Source organism: Gottfriedia sp. NPDC057948, assembly GCF_042887255.1.
In the GTDB taxonomy this organism is placed as follows: Bacteria; Bacillota; Bacilli; order Bacillales; family Bacillaceae_G; genus Gottfriedia.
Map to the genome: position 1 here is coordinate 292,250 of NZ_JBHVPN010000004.1, position 24,046 is coordinate 316,295.

Below are 24,046 nucleotides of genomic sequence, written 5' to 3' on the forward strand. Positions count from 1 at the left end.
ATTGCGATTTTCAGATTTTAATTGTACCTCATGATTTATTTGCACAGTCTGAGCCTTTTTTTGCAGTGCAGCGCGCTTTTAACACAATAAACCCGGTTACTTTTTTAAGTAACCGGGTTTGTTTCATTATTATTTAAAGAATGAAAGAATCGCATCAAATAATGCGGAGAAGAAATCTTTAAGTTTTTGAATAAAAGATTGACCTTCTTTAGAATTTAGGTAATCTGAAATTTTATTTTTAGCTTTTGTTAATTGGTTCCCTACTTGATCCCAATTAATATTTAAATCTTTCATTTTTTCAAATAAAGACATCAAACTAGCCTTTTGATCTGCAGTTAATGTGATACCAAGATCCTTTGCTATTCGATCAATTAATGATTTTAATTCATCGGTTGACATGTTTGGATTTTTAGCAAGCTCTTCTTTCACTTTAGTGACAAGTTGTACAGCTTTTTCATTACCTACTGAATCACCAAGTTTGGCAGTTTTAACCATTTCTTCATTTGCTACTTTTTTAACATCATCAGGTATAACTTCACCTGAACTTAGCTCATAAGCCTTCATAATCCCAGTTAAAGCAGCTGTACCAGAGACTTCAAATGGTGCAGTAATGACAATATTTGCATCTTTTAATCCAGCTGTGATTAAAGCATTTGTATACATTGAGTTAGTAACCCATGAAATGTTATTTGATTGAACGACGATACCTGTATTTTTTTCACCGATTGTAATCATAGCAGATGAAAGAGCTCGAGTACCGATTTGAGCACTAGGTACAGTACCATCTAAATATTTATGTTCCTCTTGATTCGAAACAGTCACAATTTTAGCATCAGATGGTGCACCCATTTCAGCTAATAATGATTTCTTTTGCGTTTCAGACAAATTTTGTCCAAGAGTAACAATCGTATCACCAGGAACAGAATCAGCAAATACCGATAAAGGCATAGCTAATAATCCCATTGAAATGGTGAACGCTAATAACTTTCGTTTTAACAAAGAGACACTCCCTTTACAATAATCCAAATTTTACATCTTACAACACTATTATAGTCCTTTTCGAAAACTTGTCATTACTTTTTGTTTTTTGTATGATAATATCAGCGTTACTAATTTATTCAGTAATGAAAAAATATAGGACAATTAAGTCTTATAAAGTTGTACATACATAAGGAGGATTTTTATTATGAAAAAAGCAAGTATTACATTTGAAAATGGTGAACAAATTTTAATCGAATTATTCCCAGAGCATGCACCAGGTACAGTTGAAAACTTTGAAAAATTAATCCGTGAAGGTTTCTACAATGGATTAACTTTCCACCGTGTAATTCCTGGATTTGTATCTCAAGGTGGAGATCCAAACGGTAATGGAACAGGCGGCCCAGGATACAAAATTAAATGTGAAACTGTTGGTAACCCATTAAAACATAAAGCTGGATCTTTATCAATGGCACATGCTGGAAAAGATACTGGCGGTAGCCAATTCTTTATCGTTCACGAGCCACAACCACATTTAGATGGCGTACATACAGTTTTCGGTCAAGTAATCGAAGGTATGGATACAGTTTTAAGAATGCGTAACGGCGATGTTATGCAAGAAGTTAAGGTTTGGGACGAAGAATAGTCAAACCAATGTGAGGTCATTTTAAAAAGACTTCAAATGAAGAAAACCACAAGGGAAAAAATTTTTCCTTGTGGTTTTTAACATGTTCATGTTTGGTTAAACGGTGAAATATTTTATAGCATTTCGCTATTCTAAATTAGAAGATTTATTTGAGTTTTTTTCAAAGATGTTTAGTTTTTATTGTTTCACATTCTATTATCATGTTATTTCTTCGCTATTCTTGATTCTTATAATCAAATTCCACATGATTCATCGCCATATTTGCAGTTTTCATATTTTTAATTGTAGATATGATTTTTTTAATTGCAGATTCCCTAAATTTAATTGCTGTTTTGGCTTTTTTTATTGCAGATACTCCGATTTAATTGCAGTTCACTTGAGTTTAATTGCACTAACTGTACCTATCTTGATCTTCAAGGCTGTTGATAATAATGCTGGTTGTAATAGGAATTTTGATAATAATTTTGGTTCTGTTGATTAGCAAATTCATGTTGGTTTTGAACTTGGCGATTACAGTTTTTTGGTGGTCCTATAAATATAGAAGGTTGTAAATTTGCTGTTGCATTTTTCCATTGGTTTTCATCAAGACAGTAAGTATGTGAGACAATATTTGAAGGTGTAAATTTCAATAAATCAGAGAATAAAATTACATCAGGGGAAGGTGCATTAAATATTGCTAATAGATGAGTATTGTCAACAGTTGCAATTTCATAATGCCACCATCCTTGAGGTACGTTTGCAACTTGACCAGGCGTAATTGGAAAATTTAATAGTTGCTTTGTATAAGGATTCAAAATCGATACAACTGCGGCTCCAGAAATACAATATACTAATTCTGATGAATTTTGATGATAATGTGGTTCTACAACATTATTTACACTTAAATAGATATCCAATAATGACAAATTATCCAAAGTATTCAAGTTATTAACACTTAATTGATTGATAAAGTTTTGACTATCCTTCACAAAGGCTTGGTTTTTATTTATATCATAAGTAAATTGAATACTTGGCGATGTGTAATCTAAATCCAACCTCATAATGATCACCCTTTTATTTAACTTTAACTAAAATTTACTTTATTCAAATTTATCTAATTGGTGACAAAAGCCTATAAGTTTGGGTTGGCAGGAAGAATACTCTAGTACGCTAAATCATTTTAAATTACTCCTATACCATTTATCCCGTTTTTCCTTCTCTCTGGTTTTCTGACTTGACAGAAAAATGTGAGAATTATATATTTGAAATATTGATATATTTGGAACGAATTTTTATATTTACCGTACTATAGAGGGATAATCAATCATATATTATGTATTGGTTTAGAAGCTAATTAGAGTATTAATAATTTTTAAGAGGGGTTAACATGTTAATTAGGTATAAGAAAACATATGAGAAAATTGCAATGGGCCTGCTTTCGTTTATGCCGAATGAAAAGAATGTGAAGAGCTTAGTAAATACAATTAAAGATTATGAAACTAAAGATGATAATCATTTGTTTCTTTGGAAATTAGACGATATTGTTGGGATTATTGGAATACAACTACTACCAGATAAGGTTATTATGATTAAACATTTAAGTGTAAACCCTTCATTCCGAAATCAAGGTATTGCAACTTCACTTTACGATGCTATTCGATCTCAGTATACAGACTATACAATCGTAACAACGCAGGAAGTAGCTTCATTTATTGAACATTGTCATGTTAGTTTGAAAGTATTATAGAAAAGGTGCTCAATTTTTTTGAGCATTTTTTTTGTAGAAAAAAGTGCTTATTTATGAAGAAGTCATGAGTAAGTATTTTTCAACTTACTGCTATTTTTTCATACTCATGAACCAGTTATGAGGAAGTACGAAGCAACAAAAAGGTATTATGGTTCCTCATGAACCAGTTATGAGGAAGCACGATGCAACAAAAAGGTAATATGTTTCCTCATGAACCAGTTATGAGGAAGTACGAAGCAACAAAAAGGTAATATGTCTCCTCATGAACCAGGCATGAGGAAGTACGAAGCAACAAATAGCTAATATGTTTCCTCATGAACCAGTTATGAGGAAGTATGAAAGCAACAAAAAGCTAATATGGTTCCTCATGAACCAGTTATGAGGAAGTACGAAGCAATAAATAGCTATTATGTTTCCTCATGAATCAGTCATGAGGAAGTACGAAGCAATAAATAGCAATTATGCTTCCTCATGAACCATTCATGAGGAAGTACGAAGCAACAAAAAGGTATTATGCTACCTCATAAACCAGTCATGAGCATGTACGAACTTCTATTACGACCACATTGAAAAAGGTGCCCAAAGTTTTGAGCACCTTTTCCTATAACACTAAATATTTCTTCGTAGTTCTAATTGCTTTAATCTTTCCGAAATGACATCTGTTCGATCTCTTGTAGAATGTTTATTAATTAAATCTGCCGTAAAAGACGAATAATTTTCTTTTTGATTTTGATATCTTTCAATCAATTCTTGATCATTTATTGGGAGAGCGAAAGGGTGAAATTCCGTTTCGTTTTGAAGGTTTAGCTGAAAATCAGATATGATTTGTTGAAATCGTAATGGATTGATACCAGCCATTTCCAATAAATTAGAATCATTTGAAAAAGTAATGACGTGTCGAAATAATTTTTTAGCACCAGTAAAGTTTCTTCTTCTATAATGATATAACACTACTGATAGTCTTATTAAACCTAACCAGACCTTTTTATATTGATGATTTAATTCAAGTTTCCATTGTTCCTCAAGGATTTCATGACATTCAAAAAAATCTTGATCAAAATGGAAATGGCATAGATATTTTATGTATCGCTCGTTTTTATTATAATGGACCAAGTTTTTCACCTCTTTATTACTAAAATTTTATCAGAAATGGAATTATTTAAAAAGAAGAAAGCCTAGAGCAATGTCTAGACTTTCACGTTTTGTTTATTCACGGGGTTAAATTAACAGACGAAAGCACATCCAACGATGATTAATAAAATAAATAATACTACAATTAAAGCAAAGCCTCTGCCGTGGCCGAAACCGCCGAACTCTGGAGAAACAGCACCTTTACTCATGAAATAACCTCCTTACCAAAAAAATAATTCTTCTTGCACTGATATCTTATGAAAATTTTAAGAAAATGGTATAGGCGCAAAACTAAAAATTTAGGAACAAAGTAACTTCATCGATGAAAAAACCTTTTCTGTTATATAGTTTTATGAAATAATACTTTATACTGTTATAGAGTATATTTTTATTTTAAAGTAAGTTGGTGAGTAGTTTGTGAAGCAATATGAAGTTAAAATTGATGCATTTGAAGGGCCATTAGATTTATTACTTCATTTAATTCAACGATTTGAAATTGATATTTATGATATACCTGTATCTGAAATAACAGATCAATACGTTTCATATATTCATACAATGAAAGAATTAGAATTGGATATTGCAAGTGAATATTTAGTGATGGCGGCTGAATTACTTGCGATGAAAAGTAAAAGTATTTTACCTAATCATGAAGAACAAGCTGATTGGGATGCTGTACTTGAAGAAGACCCTAGAGAAGAATTAATGAATCGATTAATTATATATAAGCAATTTAAAGAAGCGGCGATCGTATTTCAGGAAAAAGAATCAGAACGTGCGATGATTTTCACCCGAAATCCAGTTGATTTGTCCGAATATGGACCTAGACCAGAAGATATTGTCATGCCGACAGATGTTACGATTTACGATATGTTTGGTGCACTTCAAAAGCTTTTTAAACGTAAAAAGCTACAAGAACCGCTTCAAACTAAAATTGTTCGTGAAGAGATATCGATCGAAAAAAGAATGAATGAAATTATTACTTATTTAAAAAGTATAAAAAAGCGAACTAATTTCATCAGTTTATTTCCATATAATGATAAAGAAAGTATTGTAGTTACTTTTTTAGCGATTTTGGAGTTAATGAAAACAAAAGACATTGTAGTAGAACAGGAACAAAACTTTTCAGAAATTTTTCTAACATCACGGGAGGTTTTTGAAGATAAGCAAGCTGAGGTGTACTTGTAATGGAACAGGAAAAAAATTTAGTAGGAGTTCTTGAAGGACTTTTATTTGTAGCTGGCGATGAAGGAATATCGATTGTCGAGCTATCCGAGACTTTAGAATTAAGTCAGACAGATGTTCTAGAATTAATTGAGAGTCTAAAAAAAGCATATGAAAATCCTAACAGAGGATTACAAATTAGAATTTTAGCGAACAGATATAAACTTACTTCAAAGAGGGAACATGGTGATTTTTTCAAAAAATTAGTTGAAAGTCCATCGAACTCTTCTTTGTCACAAGCAGCATTAGAAACATTAGCAATTGTTGCATATCAACAACCAATTACGAGGACAGAAATTGAAGATATACGTGGAGTTAAGACTGAAAAACCAATTCAAACTCTTGTCTCGAAATATTTAATTAAAGAAGTTGGACGGGCTGAAGGAACTGGACGTGCAATTTTATATGGAACTACTTCTGAGTTTTTAGATTATTTTGGTTTAAAAAACATTAAAGAATTACCTCCACTACCTCAAGATTTAAAAATGGAAGAGGTTGAAGAAGAAGCAGATTTATTTTTTAGCAAATTTGAAAAACAAGATTAGTTAAAAAATTCTGCAAATCTGTATGTATCCTATGTTAAACTAATACTATGGAAATCTTGGAGGGTGAAAGAATTGTTAATTTATAATTGCCATGGGTATGAATTAGTAAAGGCTCAACCAAATACTTCGGAAGATTTTTTTAATCGTTCTGAAGTTGAATATGAATATAATGGCCAAAAAATTGTAACTTCTGTTTTATATGTTCGCTTTTTTGAAGAACAAATTTCTGAAGTAAGTGATTTAAAAACAGCTAGATTATATGAAAATGGCGATCAATCAGTAGATTTCCGTGATATAGTGGCTCTTGCGCTAATTATTAAAAATCCTGATTATCGTGGAAGAAAGCGAATATATATTAATGAATTAGATCAATTTGTAAAAGAGCTACAAGGTGCTGATCTTGATAAATTGGTAGGATATGTGAGAAGTATTAAACAAAATTCAAATAAAATTGAAATTTCGATCTAATATAACGGAGGGAAAAAAATGTCGAATAAGATGGTAGAGCATCAATTAAAGATTGTTGGTAATCAATTAGGGATTGTTGGTCTAGAGTGTAATTTGTTTTTAAATAAGAATTCTTTACCGTCATTTCAACATGAAAACCAAGCAGTGGATCTTAACTACTTAGAAAAAATACTTTCTTCATTACGTAGAATTACAGTATATTGTGAGGATGCTAAAGAAGTTTGTGAGAAAATTCTAAGTGGACAGTTCCATAAAGCAACAGCTGAAGATACTTTACATAAAATTTATCACAGATGTATCGCAGAATTCTTCTCTCCTAAAAACGATGCATGGTATGAAAATAGTCGTGCAGCTTACACTGGTAATCAAGCAATTACATTCTATAAAGCTGTGCCAGGTACAGTCCAAGACCTATTCTCTTCATTAGAAAAAGTTTTTCAACAAATGCGTGAAGAACTTGAGTATTATGAAACAGATTATTCAACAAAACTTATGCAACAATACAAACAGTAATTAGAAAATAGTAAAATGTAAATAGTAATGTTAAGAGAAAAAGACTAGAAACTTTCTAGTCTTTTCATTTTGTACAAAACTTAGGAAAAATGGATATATCTAGTAATTTTTATTTAATATGCGTTACAATACTATAGAAATTTCTTTGTAAGAGAAGAGGATTTAAAATGAAACGAATGTATTCAATTGGACAAAGGACCATCAAAACAGCAATCGGAAGTGGTGTATCCTTATTAATTGCAGAAGCCCTACATTTACAAAATTACAGTACTGCGGCTGTCGTTACACTATTAAGTATTCAAAATACAAAACGTAGATCATTTATTGTAGCAATTCAAAGATTTGTTGCATCAGTTATTGCCATGTTAATTGGATGGATGATGTTTGAATTTTTAAGCTATACACCATTAACAGTTGTCATTTATTTTCTTTTAACTATCCCCTTGTTAGTCACATTAAAGTTACAAGAGGGAATTATTCCAAGTTCTGTGATTGTTTTGCAAATCTATGTGAGTAACAATAAATCAATATCTTTCTTAATTAATCAAGTTGAAATTTTAGCAGTTGGGATTTTAATTGCATTAATAATGAATACATATATGCCGAGTATTGAGAAGAAGATGATTGAATCTCAAAAGAAAATCGAGCAAAATTTTAAAATGTTACTGCTAGGGATCGCTTTAAAAATGAAGGGTAAGGATGAAGATTCACAAAATGATTTAATTGATGAAACTAAAATACTTTTACAAACGGCAAAAACGTTAGCTTATAGGCAAGTTGAAAATAGTTTTATAAAATCGAACTTATATTATATTAATTATTTTGAAATGAGAGAACGTCAATTTGAAATCATATCGAATCAAATCATTCCTTTATTAAAAAAGGTTGCGTTAAATTATCCGCATTCAAAAATTGTCGCTGAATTTTTTGAGGACACAGGTGTTTACTTAAAAGAAAAATCTACAGGGATTGAATTATTAGGGGAATTCAGTCATATGATGAATGACTTTAGAAAGATGCCATTACCTGAATCAAGAGATGAGTTTGAGACTAGAGCTAGTTTAATGATGATTGTTTATGAATTGGAAAAAGTCATTTCATTAAAAATGGAGTTTTACTCAGAAAATCAGACTGTTTTAGAGAAGTTAAACTAATCATTCATTTTAAGAACATGTGGAATTAATATCTTAATTATACGAATTCATCGCGTGAAACACGAGATTACCGGTAATAGCTATAAATTTAATATCATACAATGGAAAGTAGAAGAGAAATTTATTTTCTCTGATGGAGGTGTATGATGTTAAATCAATCTGAACTCGTCACTTACTTTCAGGAGGTAGAAATCTGGTGTGCGAATGTATTACAGTTGCTGTCTGAAAGATTTGACCATATTCAAGAAAAAGAACTATTAGAATATAAAGTAAAACTATTGTTAAACAGAATGGGGACAAAAGGTCATTATGTAGATCAAAATTCCTTTTTAGATGAAATTAGTACGGATGTGGACGATATTCAAGAACGATTAATTTCAATTTTAAATGAAGAGGAATATGATGATAGCTATGCGTATCGGGTAATCGAAGTTGAAGAGAGGGTTGGAATTGGTAAGCATGAGCTTCCACCACTACCCTATCCATATAATGCGCTCGAGCCATATATATCAAAAGAAATTATGATGCTTCATCATGATAAGCACCATAAAAGTTATGTAGATGGTTTAAATAAAGCTGAGATTGAATTAGAAAAGGCAAGAAAAAATAAGAAATACGATTTATTAAAGCATTGGGAAAGAGAGCTTGCATTTCATGGGTCGGGTCATTATTTGCATACTATATTTTGGAATAATTTAAGTAAATCAGGTGGAGGGCAACCTCATGGAGCTCTTTTAAAACAAATTGAAGATGACTTCGGAAGTTATGAAGATTTTAAAGAGCATTTTACACAAGCGGCTAAAAAAGTGGAAGGTGTCGGTTGGGCCATTTTAGTTTGGGTTCCAAGAGCGAATCGGTTGGAGATCCTTCAAACAGAAAAACATCAATTCTTTACTCAATGGGATACAATACCATTGCTAGTTTTGGATGTTTGGGAGCACGCTTATTATTTACAGTATAAATTTGATAAAGACGCATACATTACAAATTTTTGGAACATCGTTAATTGGCCAGATGTAAATTATCGATACGATTATGCTAGTCAATTAAAATGGCAACCCTTTTATTAATTTGCGAAAAATAGTAGGTGCTGGAATTGCTCAGGTTGTATATCTGAACAAGTTCAGCACTTTTTTTCTTAAAAAAAGTCATTTTTTTATAATGTAATTCGTAAACTTGTACTAATTAGGACTAACTGTGGAGTTGATGCGAAAGATGAAAAAATGGCTAGTAGTAGGAATCATTGGCTTATTTTTAATCGGGATTCTGATTCCGACGAATAATGTTAAAGCATTTGGAGGAGTTAGTGCTAGAAATGCTGTTTTGATGGATCAAAAAACTGGACGAATCTTATATGGTAAAGCAATGCATGACCCTGAAAGAATCGCAAGCATAACAAAAATAATGACTGCAATACTTGCTGTAGAGTCCGGTAAAATGCAAAACACGATAACAATTAGTTCAAGAGCAGTTCAAACAGAAGGATCATCCATTTATTTAAAACCTGGACAAAAAATTAAGCTGGAAGATTTGGTTTATGGTTTAATGCTTAGGTCTGGGAATGACGCGGCTAATGCAATTGCCGAGGCTGTAGGAGGTAGCATCGAAGGATTTGTTTATATGATGAACGAGAAAGCAAAAGAAATCGGAATGAGTAATACATATTTTAGCAATCCATCAGGCCTTGATCAACAAGGCAAAGAGCATTACTCATCTGCTTATGATATGGCGTTATTAACGAGATACGCTATGGAAAATCCTAAATATGCAAAAATTGCAGGTACAAAAGTACACCGTGCCCCAAATACGGCAGAATCTTGGGATTATGTTTGGAAGAATAAAAACAAGTTGCTTACTTTTATGTACAAGTATAGTACTGGAGGAAAAACTGGATTTACTAAAAAAGCCAGAAGAACGCTTGTTTCAACTGCTTCAAAAAATGGAATGGATTTAATTGTTGTAACACTAAATGATGGCCAAGATTGGCAAGATCATATGTCGCTATTCGAATATGGTTTCAGTAACTATCCTTTAACGAAAGTATTAAGTAAAGGTGGAATTAAGGAAGTCACAAATAAAAAATATAAAGGGCATGTTTATATGAAAAATGACTTCTCTTATCCATTAGATAAAAAAGAACGAGATCAAGTAAGAATCACAATTGAAATGCAAAAGCCGACTAAGAAAAAAATCGCTAATGATGCAATTGTTGGTAAAGCGATTATCGAATTAGAAGGTGAACAAATTGGATTTAGAAATATTTTTTATAGTGATAGTAAAGTCAAAGTATTTACGAAAGAAATAATCCAAAATGGAAAACAAGTTTTATTAAACTTAATGGGAGAGCACTCAGATGGTTAATATAATTTGGGTTGCTCTTACAATAATTGGTTTTATTTTTGCGATGATTAATGGCACGATGGACGAAGTAAATAAAGCAGTATTTGATGGAGGAAAGCAAGCAATTACCATTATTATTGGATTAGTTAGTGTTCTAGTTTTTTGGTTAGGTTTAATGCGAATTGCAGAAGAATCAGGATTATTAAAAATTCTTTCGAAATTATTTCAACCATTTCTAGCATTCTTATTTCCGAGAATTCCTAAAGACCATCCAGCACTTGGTTATATTATGTCAAATATGGTAGCCAATTTATTCGGATTAGGAAATGCAGCAACTCCATTAGGTATAAAAGCGATGGAACAACTAAAAGTTTTAAATAGAAATAGTAATGAAGCAAGTGATGACATGATTACATTTTTAACGTTAAATACAAGTGCAATCACGTTAATTCCTACAACTGTCATAGGAGTTAGAATGTCTTATCATTCTTCAAATCCGACTGAAATAGTAGGTGTTACTATACTTGCACAGGTCGTTTCATTTATTGGGGGACTCGCGGTAAATAGTTTTTTTGCAAGTAGGCGAAATCGAAAGGGGAGAAAATAAATGGGATATATGAATACGATCTCACTTTATATCATTCCATTTATTATCGCTGTCATTTTAATTCATGGAACTTGGAAAAAGGTACCGACGTATGAATCTTTTGTAGAAGGTGGAAAAGAAGGTGTAACAATTGCTGTGCAATTAATCCCATTTTTAGTAGGTATGCTAGTATCCATCTCGATCTTTAGAGCTTCAGGTGCTCTAGAGTTTTGTGTAGAACTCATGCGCCCGTTATTAAGTTCACTAGGTATTCCTGCAGAAGTTTTTCCGCTGGCAATTATTCGACCTATTTCCGGTTCGGCTGCTTTAGGTATTACATCGGATTTAATTAAAACATATGGACCGGATTCATTTATCGGAAGACTAGCTTCAACTATGCAAGGAAGTACAGATACAACGCTATATGTTCTAACGGTGTATTTTGGAGCGGTAGGTATTCGTAAAATGGGTGATGCATTAAAAGTAGGATTAATCGCAGATGCAATCAGTATTATTTTTTCAATCATTTTTGTAACGATGTTCTTTTCTTAACCAAACCCATACGAATAAAAAAGTACTTTTATTTTAGGATAAAAGTACTTTTTTATTGCGCATTTAAAATTAATATCTTATAATACCACTAAGAATAGTTGGTATTAAGACAACATTCAATTTTACCCATGTTGCATATAATGGATTGGAAGAAACTAACCTTTTTGTGACATAAAGGAGCTTGAAATTATGAAAGTTGTAAAATCAGTACACGAGCTGATCGGATCAACACCATTGCTTGAAATTACAACATTCCCTTTACCAAAAGGAACAAGACTATTTGCAAAACTAGAATTCTGTAACCCAGGAGGAAGTGTAAAAGATCGACTTGGAATGGAATTATTAGAAAGTGCACTTAATGAAGGTAAATTAGAAAAAGGTGGGACAGTAATTGAACCAACCGCCGGAAATACAGGAATTGGTTTAGCGCTAGCAGCTATAAAATATGACGTAAATGTGATATTTGTTGTTCCTGAAAAATTCAGTATTGAAAAACAAACGTTAATGAAAGCACTTGGAGCAAAAATTGTGAACACCCCTACAGAAGATGGAATGACAGGTGCAATTAAAAAAGCAAATGAACTATCAAAAGAAATACCGAATTCATTTGTGCCTTCACAATTTAGTAATGAAGCAAATCCAAGAACTTATTACAAAACATTAGGTCCAGAGTTAGTTGACCAACTCGATGGAAAAATAGATGTATTTGTTGCTGGAGCTGGTAGTGGAGGAACTTTTACTGGAACAGCTCAGTATTTAAAAGATAAATTACAAAATGTAAAAACAGTTATTGTTGAACCAGAAGGATCAATCTTAAATGGTGGAAAGCCAGGTTCACATGATACTGAAGGAATTGGAATGGAATTCATTCCTGCCTTTGTAGATACAAACTTATTTGATGATATTCACACAGTACTTGATTCAGATGCATTTCGTTTAGTAAAAGAACTAGCAACGAAAGAAGGACTTTTAGTTGGCAGTTCCTCAGGAGCTGCGTTATATGCAAGTTTATTAGAAGCAAAAAAAGCAAAACTAGGGAGTACAATCGTAACGATTTTCCCAGATAGTAGTGAAAGATACTTAAGTAAAAACATATATAGTGAGGGATAAAATATGAAGAAAAAGACGGCGTTAATACACGGGGGAATTAGTAGAGATGAAGCAACTGGTGCGGTTAGTGTTCCGATTTATCAAACTAGTACGTATAAACAAGATGCTGTTGGCAAACATAGGGGATTTGAATATTCCAGAACAGGCAATCCGACACGACATGCTCTTGAAGAGTTAATGAAAGATATTGAACACGGTGTTGCAGGTTTTGCATTTGCGTCTGGAATGGCAGCTATTCATACTGTGTTTAGTTTATTCAAGACTGGTGACCATATCGTAGTCGGCGATGATGTTTATGGTGGTACTTACCGATTACTTACAAGAGTATTATCAAATTTAGGTATAACAGCCACATTTGTTGATACAAGTAATATTACATTAGTTGAAAATGTTATTTCACCAAATACAAAAGCAATTTTTATTGAGTCACCTAGTAATCCATTATTAAAAATTACTGATATTAAAGCAATTGCAAAACTTGCAAATGAATATGACTTATTAACGGTTGTAGATAATACTTTTGCTACTCCATACTGGCAACAACCACTTACACTAGGTGCTGATATTGTTGTTCATAGTGGAACTAAGTACCTTGGAGGACATAGTGACGTAGTAGCAGGAATTGTTGTAACGAATAAAGAAGAGTTAGCTGAAGAATTAGCGTTTTATCAAAACTCGATTGGTGGAGTTTTAGGACCAAACGATAGTTGGTTATTACAACGTGGTATTAAAACACTTGGAATAAGAATGGAAGAGCATGAAAGAAATACGCATGAAATTGTGACGTTCTTATCGAACCATCCAAATGTAAATAAAGTATTCTATCCTGGATTATCCACACATCCAAATCATGAATTAGCAAAACAACAAAGCAGTGGATTTGGTGGCATGTTATCTTTTGAATTAAAAGAAGGATTAGATCCGGAAGAATTTGTAGGTAAATTAAAGTGGTTTACATTAGCTGAAAGTTTAGGCGCAGTTGAAAGTCTTGTAGGTATCCCGTCAAAAATGACGCATGCTTCAATACCAAGGGAAAAACGAATTGCATCAGGAATTTCTGATGAATTAATTCGATTATCAGTTGGTCTAGAAGATCTAGAAGATTTAATTGAAGACCTAGAACAAGCATTAATATTTCAAACATCAAAGGTGAGATAAATGGGTAGAGAGTTTTTAGATGTTTTTACAGGTTGGGCAGAAAGTTACGATTCTTTTGTTGAAGGCCATGACCCAGAATATAAAGAAGCATTTCGACGTTATGATGAAATACTGAATGAAATTGTTAATAGAAGTGGAAACAGCGTCCTTGAATTTGGTATTGGTACAGGGAATTTAACAAAGTTACTTCTTGATAAAGGAAAAACTGTATTTCCTATCGAACCATCTCCTGAGATGAGAATTATTGCCTCAAAGAAATTAGGCGAGAATATTACGATTCACGATGGAGATTTAATTGATTTTCCTAAACCACAGGTCGGGATCGATACAATTGTAAGTTCATACGTTTTTCATCATTTAACTGATCAAGAAAAATATGAAGCTATTAAAATATATAGCTCATTATTGAACTCAAATGGGAAAATCGTATTTGCGGATACAATGTTTCTAACAGAAAACGATTATAAGAATGAAATTACAAAAGCAGAAAATGCAAATTATATCAATCTAAGAGATGATTTAATTAGAGAATATTATCCATTAATTCCAGTTGTTCGTTCACATTTTGAAAAAAATGGATTTGATGTAAAATTCGAACAATATAATGATTTTGTATGGATCGTTGAGGCTACAAAAAAATAGAGAGATGTAATTTAGGAGGAAATAAAATATGCCATCAGTTGAAAGTTTTGAATTAGATCACACAAAAGTTGTTGCTCCTTACGTTAGACACTGCGGTACTCATGCAGTTGGTACAGACGGAGTCGTTACAAAATATGATATACGTTTCTGCCAGCCAAATAAGCAAGCAATGAAGCCAGATACAATTCACACTTTAGAACATTTATTAGCTTTAAACGTTCGTGAAGCAGTACCTGCGGGTGACCCTTTTAAAATTATTGATTTATCACCAATGGGATGCCAGACAGGATTTTATTTAATCATTGCTGGTACACCTTCAATTTCAGAAGTAATTACATTATTACGTAAAACAGCTGAACTAGGACAACAAGTTGAAGAAGTACCTGCTGCAAATGAGCTTCAATGCGGCCAAGCAAAACTTCATGACCTTGAAGGCGCAAAAAAATGGTTGAAATATTGGAGCGAACAAACAGACGAAACGTTGGAAAGCGTATTTGCTTAATCGTGAAAAACGTCATCTTAATGGATGACGTTTTTTATATTGTTGGAATAAAGAAAATTGTAGAGTGCAAATAAAAAAGCTCATCCTGCAATAAAAAATGGCGGATCAGCAAATAAAAAAGTCAAAACTGCAATTAAAATAACGTGAACTGCAAATAAGATCACGAATCATTAATAAATTTGAGTGAAACCAGCAAGAATCTCGATGATTAATAGTAAATTGAATGGTGAAATGAACAAATCAAAATAATATCAATTAAAAAAGATAAACAGGTATCTCGCCCAAATGAAATTGTGCATCCCGTAGTAATAAAACTCATGCAGGAGAGTTTTTCAAAAAAATGAAAAAACGTCATCCTAATTTTGATGGCGTTTTTGATTAACTGATTTATGACGTTTATTTTTAATTGATCACAAGAAGTAATTTCTCTTTTGGAACGGTGAATTTAATTTCTCCAATATTCTCTTCAATATCTTCAATTGTTGGAATATCATCAAAGCTTTGAATCGAAATGGCATCATCTAAGCATAATAAAATATAAGGGAAGTTTGTTTCTGTAGAGTCATAGATTAATTTGTATGCTTTTGAAGGTTTATCGGAAGTGAAAAATACATCGCCTAATTTAAACGAACCAACTGAATTATATTTTACTGCTGGATTAAAAGAATAATTCATATAGTAAGCTCCTTTTTCATTTTACTTATTATATTATTGACGGGTTTTTAATAGATTAAACAGCAAACTAGTAATTTGCTTGAATTGTAATAGATAGTTTGTTTTTTTGAGTTACCATTGTGACTTCACCAATCCAATCTTCAATATCTCCTAGGGTTGGCATAATGTCATAATTTTGGACTAGTCTTGCATCGGATAATGAGACAAGTACATATGGAAAATCGTCTTCATTTTCTTCATAAACAAGCAGATAGATTGTTTCATTCTTTTTAGTAATAAGCACACTACCTGGCGTAATAATTTTAGAACGGTCAAAGGCTGAGGAGTGTTTTAAAGTTAAATTCATATCTATTACCTCATTTCTGCAAATCTAGTAAATTATATGATAGATTTCCAGAAAATATGATATTGAGAGAATGAATAAAGGAACAAGGGATTAAGGCGAAGAATGATGATGGGGCACGACTTGAAAAATGAAATTATGGTTTAGATTTGGTGTTTAACGCACTTTATTCACAAAAAACCTTGTAGCTGCCACTTGTTTTCAATTGTATAAATCTGTATGATGGTTGAAGAGGTGAAATGATCGAATGGAAAGATTACAAAAAGTTATTGCTAGAGCGGGAATTGCTTCTCGTCGTAAAGCAGAAGAGTTAATTAAAGAAGGAAAAGTGAAGGTAAATGGTCAGGTTGTTACTGAGTTAGGTGTAAAAGTAAGTGGTAACGATCGTGTTGAAGTGGGAGAGATTCCGATTGATAAAGAGGAACCAGTTTACTTCCTTTTATATAAACCATCAGGTGTGATTTCAAGTGTTTCAGATGATAAAGATAGAAAAGTTGTAACGGACTTTTTTCCAATGATTAAACAACGTATTTATCCAATTGGTAGATTGGATTTTGATACATCAGGTATCATTCTATTAACAAATGATGGAGAATTTTCAAATCTACTTCAACATCCAAAATATGAAATAGATAAAGAATATATTGCAAAAGTAAAAGGGATTCCAACTAAAGAGCAGTTACGCAAATTAGAAAGAGGAATTGTACTTGAGGATGGGAAAACTGCCCCAGCTCAAGTTAAAATGATTTCACTTGATAAAGGCAAAAATACTGCAATTATAAGACTGATCATTCATGAAGGTAGAAACCGTCAAGTTAAGAGAATGCTTGAGGCGATTGGTACACCTGTTATGAAGTTAAAACGTGAACGATATGCGTTTTTAGATTTGACTGGATTAACTCCTGGTGATGCAAGAGAACTATCACCTCATGAAGTGAAAAAACTAAGAGCAATGGCTACAGCAAAGCCACGCTAATGATAAGTCAGACTATTGATCACTGTTTTCTTATTTAGTTACCCTACTTATTAATCGTACTTATTTATAATCCGGTTAACATTTTTAGAAACTGTGTTTTAATTCAGTCTGATACCCTATTATTTCCACTACGACTCGGTAAATACCGAGTTTTTTCTTTGCTTGAAACATTGAATATTTTTGGATAAAAGATTGAAAATTTAGTCTTTTTTGAAACGTATCAAATTTCTATTCAAGAATAGGAAATAATGATATTCTATCATATGGGAGGAACTGTATATATGAAGAAAAATAGAACGTTAATTCGAACAATTATCTTATTAGTTTTGGTTTGTGCAATTGGTTATACTTTTTACATAAATTTTTTTAAGAAAGATGAAGTTATTACTAAAGGAAGTAAAGCACCAAACTTTGCTATGACGGAGCTGAATACTGGTAAAAGCTATACTCTTTCAGGTGAAAAAGGAAAAGGCGTAATTGTTAATTTTTGGGGTACTTGGTGTGAGCCATGTAAGCGAGAAATGCCTTTTATGAATGAAATCTATTCGAAATATAAAGGAAAAGGGATCGAGTTACTTGCAATGAACGCAGATGAATCGAAATTTTCAGTAAAAAGATTTGTAAGCGATTATAAACTTAATTTTCCAGTCGGAATAGATAAAGATCAAGAGGTTTTAAATATATATGGTGTTAACCCTTTACCAACTACGTTTTTTGTAAGTCCGGATGGGACAATAAAGAGAATCGTAACTGGTCAAATGACACCGAATTCTTTTGAAAGTTATATTAAAGAAATATTACCAAAATGATGAGTGTACATTAGTAAGGGGAAATAAAATGGAGACTTTTAAATGTGAATGTGGTCATCTTAATCATGTAGGTACTATAATATGTGAGTCATGTGGTAAACCTCAAGATGAAAAAGCAACCGAATTACTTGATATGCGCTATGAAGGGACTGCTAGAAGATCAATCGTTAATAATCAAACTTATATAGATAAAATATGGACGTTTTTTTCATCTGTAAAAGTAGCTGTTGTAATCATTCTAATTACGCTAGTAGCATCAGCATTAGGTACTATTTTTCCGCAAAGAGAGTTACTACCGCCTACTGCGAATCCTGCAACGTATTATCAAGATGAATATGGAATCTTTGGTAAAATATACGATGCAATTGGTTTGGATAATACGTTTAACTCTTGGTGGTTCATGTTACTTGTTGCATCGATTGGGATATCACTAGTAATCTGTAGTTTAGATCGAATTTTACCACTCTATAAAGCTCTAAACAAACAAACTGTTACTAGACATCCAAACTTTTTAAAAAGACAAAAAATGTTTGGAATTAGTAGAGTTGAACAGATTCCAGACGAAATAGAAAAAGCTAAAGTTAACTTGCGTAAAAGAGGTTATAAAATTCGTGAAGAAAACGGCAATATCTTAGCGGAAAAAGGACGTTTCTCTCGTTGGGGTCCATATGTAAACCATATAGGGTTAATTATGTTCCTTATTGGGGTAATGATGAGATATGTACCAGGTATGTATATGGATAAAGCTCTTTGGGTTCAAGAAGGCGAATTAAAACCTGTCGTAGGTACAAACCAAAACTATTATATTAAATTAAATGATTTCCATATGGAAACGTATGATAAAGATAAAGAGGGTAAAGTTTATAAAAAAGCGATTGAGCGCTTTGGAAATGATAAGATTCCTAAAAACTATCAAGCTGATGTGACGTTGTATAAACGCGAAGGAAATTTAATACCAGGAGAAGATCCAAAACTTAAAAAAGTAAAAGATTATAGTATTAAAGTTAATGAACCTCTAAAGTTCCAAAACTTCGCTCTATATCAAGTAGATTATCGAATTGGTGAATTTAGTGCATTTTTATTTACATTACAAAATAAACAAACAGGTGAAAAATTAGGGCCAATAACAGTAGATTTACAAAATCCTAAAGAAGTATATGACTTGAAAAATGGATATAAAGTAGAACTTAAAAATTATTTTCCTGATTTCTATTTTAACTCTGATGGTCAACCTGATACAAAAACGAGAAAACCGAACAATCCAGCGTTTGTATTTAAAATGACTACTCCAAAAACACCAAAAGGTGAAGTAGCATTCGTTGCGATCAAACAAAATATTGAACCAAATGGTGAAAACAAATATAAAATGTCATTTGCAGGTATTGAAACAAAAGATTCAACAGGTTTAACAGTACGTAAAGATTTAACTCTTTGGTTACTTGGACTTGGAGGAGCAATCTTTATGATCGGTGTAATTCAAGGGATGTATTGGTATCACCGACGTGTTTGGATCCAAAATCAAGATGGGGAAGTTTGGGTTGCGGCATTTACAAATAAAAACTATTATGGTTTAAAGATGGAATTAAAGAAAGTGTTTAAAGACACAAAAATAGAATTGCCGATTGATCAACAAGCTAATGAATAGTGTTTAACTAGGGGGAAAATATGTACGAGCTAAGTAGTAATTTTTTATTTATCGCGTTTATTTGTTATATTGTAGCTACTTTCTTTTTTGGTGGCTCTTTGAAAACAAATGATAATGGTCCAAATAGATGGGGTACAATTGGAATTACAGTTACATTAATTGGATTCTTGTCTCAAATTACTTATTTTATTTTAAGATGGATTGCAGCTGGGCATGCACCTGTAAGTAATCTATTTGAATTTATTACATTCTTTGGCATGATGTTAATTTTTGCGTTTATCATGATTTATTTTATGTATCGTTTAAATATAATTGGATTATTCGCATTACCATTGTCAATAATCATCATTGCTTATGCATCAGTATTTCCACATGAAATCAAACCATTAGTTCCATCTTTAAAAAGCTACTGGTTACATATCCATGTAACGACAGCAGCTTTAGGGGAAGCTATTTTAGCAATTAGTTTTATAACAGGACTAATTTATTTAATTAAAAATATTGATCAAAAAGTATCAACAAAGAAAACATTTTGGCTAGAAGCAGTTTTATATTTCTTAGTAACTGTTGTTGGTTTCGTTGTTATTTCAACAGCATTTACTGCATCTGGATACGAAGCAAAATATAATTGGATTAATAAAGATAAAGTACAAGAAGAAATGGTCTATAATCTTCCATCACTTGTTGGTCCACATAAAGGTGAATTGACTACAAAAGATCGATTTGAAGCCCTTGCTGAAATGCCAGCTATGGTTAATGCTAAAAAATTGAACACTGTAATTTGGTCAGTTTTTGCCGGAGCAGCTTTATATGCAATCATCCGTTTAATTTTAAGAAAACGAATTGGTGCATTTTTACAGCCTTTTGTACAAAAAGTAGATAGTGAATTATTAGATGAAATCGGATACCGTGCTGTAGCAATTGGCTTTCCGGTATTTACACTTGGCGGACTAATCTTTGCTATGATTTGGGCTCAAATTGCTTGGACAAAGTTTTGGAGCTGGGACCCAAAAGAAGATTGGGCATTAATAACATGGTTATTCTATGCAGTATTCTTACATCTGCGTTTCAAACGAAATTGGCAAGGTGAAAAGTCTGCTTGGTTAGCCGTACTAGGATTTGCGATTATTATGTTTAACTTAATTGCTGTTAACTTAATCATTGCAGGCTTACACTCTTATGCGTAATTAATAAAAAGCCCTGTAAAGGATAAACTTTCCTTTATAGGGCTTTTTTTCTAATTTATATTTTCGATCTACATGAATTAAAATTTGGTTCACTAGAAATGGTACACATACTTCCTAGTTTTTTTTCACTATTTTATGGAAATAATAATTTCTAAGAATTATGTAAAAATGTTCACAAATTATACTAGAATATACAATTTTTATTATGTAGAATTATGAAGAGGGGGTCGAAATTATGGATCAAAATATAAAAATATTAATAGCAGATGATGAAGATCGTATTAGACGATTATTAAAAATGTATTTGGAACGTGATGGTTATAGTATTGATGAGGCTGAAAACGGCGAGGATGCTTTAAATTTAGCATTGAAGAATGAATATTCCTTAATCGTATTAGATTTGATGATGCCTAAAATTGATGGAATTGAAGTTTGTAGGGAATTACGAAAAACAAAAACAACTCCTGTGATCATGTTAACGGCAAAAGGGGAAGAAACAAACCGTGTTCAAGGTTTTGAAGTAGGGACAGATGATTATATCGTAAAACCATTTAGTCCGCGTGAAGTCGTTCTTCGAGTTAAAGCTCTATTAAGACGTTCTTCCCCTGTACCAGTATTTACTTCAGACAATTCTTCAGCGAAGGATATCGTTGTGTTTCCGCATCTAACGATTGATAATGACGCGCATAAAGTAATTGTTGAAGGGGAAGAGATCAGTTTAACGCCAAAAGAATACGAACTACTGTTGTTTTTAGCTAAGGCACCTGACAAAGTATTTGATCGTGAAACATTATTAAAATCAGTTTGGCAATATGATTTTTTCGGAGATTTACGTACAGTAGACACACATGTTAAACGTCTCCGAGAAAAACTGAGTAAAAGCTCTGAGGATGCTGCGAAAATGATCGTCACTGTTTGGGGTGTCGGTTATAAATTTGAAGTAGGTCAGGAGTAATGATCGTAAGAAGTTTAGTTGGAAAGCTTTGGCTGACAATTATCTTACTAGTCTCTCTTGTATTATCATTCTTGACCTTTGTCTTAATAGGATTTTTTGAAAAATTTTATATTGACCTTCAAGTACAAAATATGAAGGATGATGCCACAAAAATTGCACAGTTAATAGAAAATGGTCAACCACTCTCCGATATTGAGTATTTATCAAATAATATTGTTAGTAGATATTCAAGAGTAATCATTTCTATTGACGGTCAAGAGCCATGGTATTCAAATAATACATATGGAATACAGGAGCTACCATTTAAAGAAATTAAAAATGATGAAATCTTAAATAAAACGTTAACTGATCATAAAGAGGTCAGTAAAAGACTTGTTTATGGTGAAAATAGTGAGAGAGAAAAATTAGTTGTAGGTGCTCCATTACATACAAACTCAAAAAATGGAGCTGTATTTATATACCAAACATTACAACCTGTAAAAGTGATGATTCACCAAACGACTAATTTTGTCTTGCTCGCGGCATCGATTGGGATCGTATTAACAACATTTTTCTCATTTTTTCTTTCTTCTAAAATTACAGCTCCTCTTAGAAAGATGAAAGAAGTTGTAAGTAGTATGACTTCAGGGAATTTTAATGTGAAAGTACCAATCCATTCAAGTGATGAAATTGGAGAACTTGCGTATTCATTTAACAAGATGAGTAAACAATTAAATTTTAATATGAATGCATTAAAACAAGAGAAGGAGAAAGTTTCTAATATTATTACAAGTATGGTAGATGGTGTAATTTCGATTGATAAAGAAGGTCAAATCGTGACATCGAATCCACCAGCTGAACGTTTTTTGAAAATGCTTAATGATGATCAATTTGAAGAACCTTCTTCACTTGTTTTAACGAAGGAACTATTAGATTTATTTGTATTAGTTGTCGAAAGTGAGAAAAAGCAATTTATAGAACTAAATTTCGATCAAGGCAATTGGCAAGTTTTAATGTCGCCTCTTTATAATCAAACAAATATAAGAGGCGTTGTAGCGGTGATTCGGGATGTTACAGAACAAAGACGTTTAGAAAAGATGAGAAAAGATTTTATAGCGCATGTTTCTCATGAACTTCGAACGCCTATTTCCTTATTACAAGGTTATAGCGAAGCGATTGTTGATGGTGTAGCAGAATCCAAGGAAGAGATGCAAGAATTGTCACAAATCATCTATGATGAGTCACTTAGAATGGGTCGATTAGTAAATGATTTGTTAGATTTAGCAAGAATGGAGAACGGATTTACTGAACTAAATAGAGACTTCGTTCCTCTAGTACAATTTGTAGATCGGATTTTACGCAAGTTTAAAGGTTTATCAAAGGAAAAAAATATTAAACTATTTGGAGAAATCGACAACATTCCGCATTTAAATATCTACATAGATGAGGATCGGATGGAACAGGTTTTTACAAATTTAATTGATAATGCAATAAGACATACAAATGAAAATGGAAGAATAATTGTTTCAGTAAATCAAAATGAAAGATCAACTACATTTAATTTTATTGATTCAGGTGCAGGGATTTCAAAAGAAGATTTACCTTTTGTATTTGAACGTTTTTATAAAGCGGATAAAGCTCGTACAAGAGGTAGAAGTGGCACGGGTTTAGGTTTATCAATCGTTAAAAATATTGTAACAGCACATGGTGGATCGATTCAGGTCTATAGTGAAGTAGGACAGGGAACGACATTTAAAGTTAAAATACCGCATAATTTACGAATGAACGAAAAAGATGTAGAGTAATCTTGTTTCATATAAAACATATTACTTTTAAGTTTACAGAAGATATCACTGCTAAACACGCAAAAAACAAAAAAATAAGTAAAATAATAAACATATAAAGAAAATAATTGAATTCTTACCAAATTTATCTTACGATTGAATTAATGAAATATTGATGAGTTTAGTGCAAGTATTGCTTAAAAGGGAATCTGGTATAATCCAGAACTGTCCCCGCAACTGTAATGTGGACGAAACGAATAGCCACTGTTCTTTAAGAATGGGAAGGTCGGAGTAGGTTGAAACAAAGTCAGTAGACCTGCTAAATTCATCCTTGTTCAATTCTTCGGGGAGTAAGAATTTGAAGCAGCAGTTGCAAGAATTCTTGTATTTATATGTTGTTTCAGCCCCGTTCAAAATG

At 32.3% G+C, this 24,046-nt stretch carries 27 protein-coding genes and 1 riboswitch; of the genes, 21 read left to right on the plus strand and 6 right to left on the minus strand.

Annotated features, from left to right (window positions below):
• Nucleotides 1-129: 129 nt before the first annotated feature.
• Nucleotides 130-963, minus strand: a complete 834-nt coding sequence (locus tag ACFVRR_RS10015; RefSeq protein WP_387327838.1) for a DUF1002 domain-containing protein — start codon at nt 961-963, stop codon at nt 130-132.
• Between the two features lie 223 nt (nt 964-1,186).
• Between ACFVRR_RS10015 and ACFVRR_RS10020 the strand changes: the two genes are divergently transcribed.
• Nucleotides 1,187-1,624: a peptidylprolyl isomerase gene (locus tag ACFVRR_RS10020; RefSeq protein WP_056466860.1), complete on the plus strand. Its 438-nt coding sequence runs from the start codon at nt 1,187-1,189 to the stop codon at nt 1,622-1,624.
• Nucleotides 1,625-2,037: 413 nt separating this feature from the next.
• Here ACFVRR_RS10020 and ACFVRR_RS10025 read toward each other — a convergent pair whose 3' ends face one another.
• Complete coding sequence (locus ACFVRR_RS10025; RefSeq protein WP_387327716.1) at nt 2,038-2,664, minus strand: cupin domain-containing protein; 627 nt, start codon at nt 2,662-2,664, stop codon at nt 2,038-2,040.
• Between the two features lie 326 nt (nt 2,665-2,990).
• Between ACFVRR_RS10025 and ACFVRR_RS10030 the strand changes: the two genes are divergently transcribed.
• Nucleotides 2,991-3,350 carry a GNAT family N-acetyltransferase gene (locus tag ACFVRR_RS10030; RefSeq protein ID WP_025672354.1) on the plus strand — a complete coding sequence of 120 codons (360 nt, stop codon included), beginning with the start codon at nt 2,991-2,993 and terminating at the stop codon, nt 3,348-3,350.
• A gap of 609 nt (nt 3,351-3,959) precedes the next feature.
• On the opposite strand, the gene ACFVRR_RS10035 is transcribed toward ACFVRR_RS10030, so the two are convergent.
• Both ACFVRR_RS10035 and ACFVRR_RS10040 read right to left on the minus strand, forming a co-directional pair.
• Complete coding sequence (locus tag ACFVRR_RS10035) at nt 3,960-4,463, minus strand: DUF309 domain-containing protein (protein WP_387327718.1); 504 nt, start codon at nt 4,461-4,463, stop codon at nt 3,960-3,962.
• Between the two features lie 110 nt (nt 4,464-4,573).
• Nucleotides 4,574-4,690 carry a YjcZ family sporulation protein gene (locus ACFVRR_RS10040; protein WP_084006686.1) on the minus strand — a complete coding sequence of 39 codons (117 nt, stop codon included), beginning with the start codon at nt 4,688-4,690 and terminating at the stop codon, nt 4,574-4,576.
• Between the two features lie 208 nt (nt 4,691-4,898).
• Here ACFVRR_RS10040 and ACFVRR_RS10045 point away from each other — a divergent pair, with 208 nt between their 5' ends.
• The 13 genes from ACFVRR_RS10045 (at nt 4,899) to ACFVRR_RS10105 (ending at nt 15,275) form a co-directional block, all read left to right on the plus strand.
• Nucleotides 4,899-5,669 carry a segregation/condensation protein A gene (locus ACFVRR_RS10045; RefSeq protein ID WP_387327721.1) on the plus strand — a complete coding sequence of 257 codons (771 nt, stop codon included), beginning with the start codon at nt 4,899-4,901 and terminating at the stop codon, nt 5,667-5,669.
• Entirely contained in the window at nt 5,669-6,250 is a 582-nt protein-coding gene (scpB, locus tag ACFVRR_RS10050; protein ID WP_387327723.1) for an SMC-Scp complex subunit ScpB, read from the plus strand. The genes ACFVRR_RS10045 and scpB overlap by 1 nt, the downstream gene beginning before the upstream one ends.
• A 72-nt stretch (nt 6,251-6,322) precedes the next feature.
• Complete coding sequence (locus ACFVRR_RS10055) at nt 6,323-6,718, plus strand: hypothetical protein (RefSeq protein ID WP_387327725.1); 396 nt, start codon at nt 6,323-6,325, stop codon at nt 6,716-6,718.
• A gap of 18 nt (nt 6,719-6,736) precedes the next feature.
• Complete coding sequence (locus ACFVRR_RS10060; RefSeq protein WP_069031822.1) at nt 6,737-7,231, plus strand: DUF3907 family protein; 495 nt, start codon at nt 6,737-6,739, stop codon at nt 7,229-7,231.
• Nucleotides 7,232-7,398: 167 nt separating this feature from the next.
• Complete coding sequence (locus ACFVRR_RS10065) at nt 7,399-8,385, plus strand: aromatic acid exporter family protein (protein ID WP_387327728.1); 987 nt, start codon at nt 7,399-7,401, stop codon at nt 8,383-8,385.
• Nucleotides 8,386-8,531: 146 nt separating this feature from the next.
• Nucleotides 8,532-9,455 carry a superoxide dismutase gene (locus ACFVRR_RS10070; protein WP_387327731.1) on the plus strand — a complete coding sequence of 308 codons (924 nt, stop codon included), beginning with the start codon at nt 8,532-8,534 and terminating at the stop codon, nt 9,453-9,455.
• A gap of 145 nt (nt 9,456-9,600) precedes the next feature.
• Entirely contained in the window at nt 9,601-10,746 is a 1,146-nt protein-coding gene (locus ACFVRR_RS10075) for a serine hydrolase (RefSeq protein ID WP_387327734.1), read from the plus strand.
• Nucleotides 10,739-11,332, plus strand: a complete 594-nt coding sequence (locus ACFVRR_RS10080) for a nucleoside recognition domain-containing protein (RefSeq protein ID WP_069031825.1) — start codon at nt 10,739-10,741, stop codon at nt 11,330-11,332. Before ACFVRR_RS10075 ends, ACFVRR_RS10080 begins: the two co-directional genes overlap by 8 nt.
• The gene (locus ACFVRR_RS10085; RefSeq protein ID WP_056466828.1) at nt 11,333-11,863 is read left to right on the plus strand and encodes a spore maturation protein; all 531 of its coding nucleotides are present in this window, start codon (nt 11,333-11,335) and stop codon (nt 11,861-11,863) included.
• A gap of 189 nt (nt 11,864-12,052) precedes the next feature.
• The gene (locus tag ACFVRR_RS10090; protein ID WP_387327738.1) at nt 12,053-12,973 is read left to right on the plus strand and encodes a PLP-dependent cysteine synthase family protein; all 921 of its coding nucleotides are present in this window, start codon (nt 12,053-12,055) and stop codon (nt 12,971-12,973) included.
• A 3-nt stretch (nt 12,974-12,976) separates the two neighbouring features.
• Nucleotides 12,977-14,131: a bifunctional cystathionine gamma-lyase/homocysteine desulfhydrase gene (locus ACFVRR_RS10095; protein ID WP_097977999.1), complete on the plus strand. Its 1,155-nt coding sequence runs from the start codon at nt 12,977-12,979 to the stop codon at nt 14,129-14,131.
• On the plus strand, nt 14,132-14,773 hold the full coding sequence (locus ACFVRR_RS10100; RefSeq protein ID WP_387327741.1) for a class I SAM-dependent DNA methyltransferase: 642 nt from the start codon (nt 14,132-14,134) through the stop codon (nt 14,771-14,773).
• Nucleotides 14,774-14,801: 28 nt separating this feature from the next.
• Nucleotides 14,802-15,275 (plus strand): S-ribosylhomocysteine lyase, encoded by a 474-nt coding sequence (locus ACFVRR_RS10105; RefSeq protein ID WP_056466815.1) that lies wholly within the window; start codon nt 14,802-14,804, stop codon nt 15,273-15,275.
• A 402-nt stretch (nt 15,276-15,677) separates the two neighbouring features.
• Here the strand turns inward: ACFVRR_RS10105 and ACFVRR_RS10110 are convergent, their stop codons facing one another.
• Entirely contained in the window at nt 15,678-15,950 is a 273-nt protein-coding gene (locus tag ACFVRR_RS10110) for a hypothetical protein (protein ID WP_088010721.1), read from the minus strand.
• 67 nt (nt 15,951-16,017) lie between these two features.
• Nucleotides 16,018-16,296 carry a hypothetical protein gene (locus ACFVRR_RS10115; RefSeq protein WP_387327744.1) on the minus strand — a complete coding sequence of 93 codons (279 nt, stop codon included), beginning with the start codon at nt 16,294-16,296 and terminating at the stop codon, nt 16,018-16,020.
• Nucleotides 16,297-16,540: 244 nt separating this feature from the next.
• On the opposite strand from ACFVRR_RS10115, the gene rluB reads away from it, so the two are divergent.
• The 6 genes from rluB to ACFVRR_RS10145 all read left to right on the plus strand — a co-directional run bounded on the left by rluB (nt 16,541) and on the right by ACFVRR_RS10145 (nt 23,649).
• Nucleotides 16,541-17,269: a 23S rRNA pseudouridine(2605) synthase RluB gene (gene rluB / locus ACFVRR_RS10120; protein WP_387327748.1), complete on the plus strand. Its 729-nt coding sequence runs from the start codon at nt 16,541-16,543 to the stop codon at nt 17,267-17,269.
• A 281-nt stretch (nt 17,270-17,550) separates the two neighbouring features.
• A complete protein-coding gene (gene resA / locus ACFVRR_RS10125) occupies nt 17,551-18,078 on the plus strand; it encodes a thiol-disulfide oxidoreductase ResA (protein ID WP_387327751.1) in 528 nt (175 codons plus the stop codon).
• A 28-nt stretch (nt 18,079-18,106) separates the two neighbouring features.
• Complete coding sequence (resB, locus tag ACFVRR_RS10130) at nt 18,107-19,723, plus strand: cytochrome c biogenesis protein ResB (protein ID WP_387327754.1); 1,617 nt, start codon at nt 18,107-18,109, stop codon at nt 19,721-19,723.
• Nucleotides 19,724-19,743: 20 nt separating this feature from the next.
• Entirely contained in the window at nt 19,744-20,910 is a 1,167-nt protein-coding gene (gene ccsB / locus ACFVRR_RS10135; RefSeq protein WP_387327756.1) for a c-type cytochrome biogenesis protein CcsB, read from the plus strand.
• 235 nt (nt 20,911-21,145) lie between these two features.
• Nucleotides 21,146-21,865: a response regulator transcription factor gene (locus ACFVRR_RS10140; protein WP_025672290.1), complete on the plus strand. Its 720-nt coding sequence runs from the start codon at nt 21,146-21,148 to the stop codon at nt 21,863-21,865.
• The gene (locus ACFVRR_RS10145; protein ID WP_387327758.1) at nt 21,865-23,649 is read left to right on the plus strand and encodes an ATP-binding protein; all 1,785 of its coding nucleotides are present in this window, start codon (nt 21,865-21,867) and stop codon (nt 23,647-23,649) included. Before ACFVRR_RS10140 ends, ACFVRR_RS10145 begins: the two co-directional genes overlap by 1 nt.
• Before the next feature lie 144 nt (nt 23,650-23,793).
• Nucleotides 23,794-23,966, plus strand: a riboswitch (cobalamin riboswitch).
• Nucleotides 23,967-24,046 lie beyond the last annotated feature (80 nt).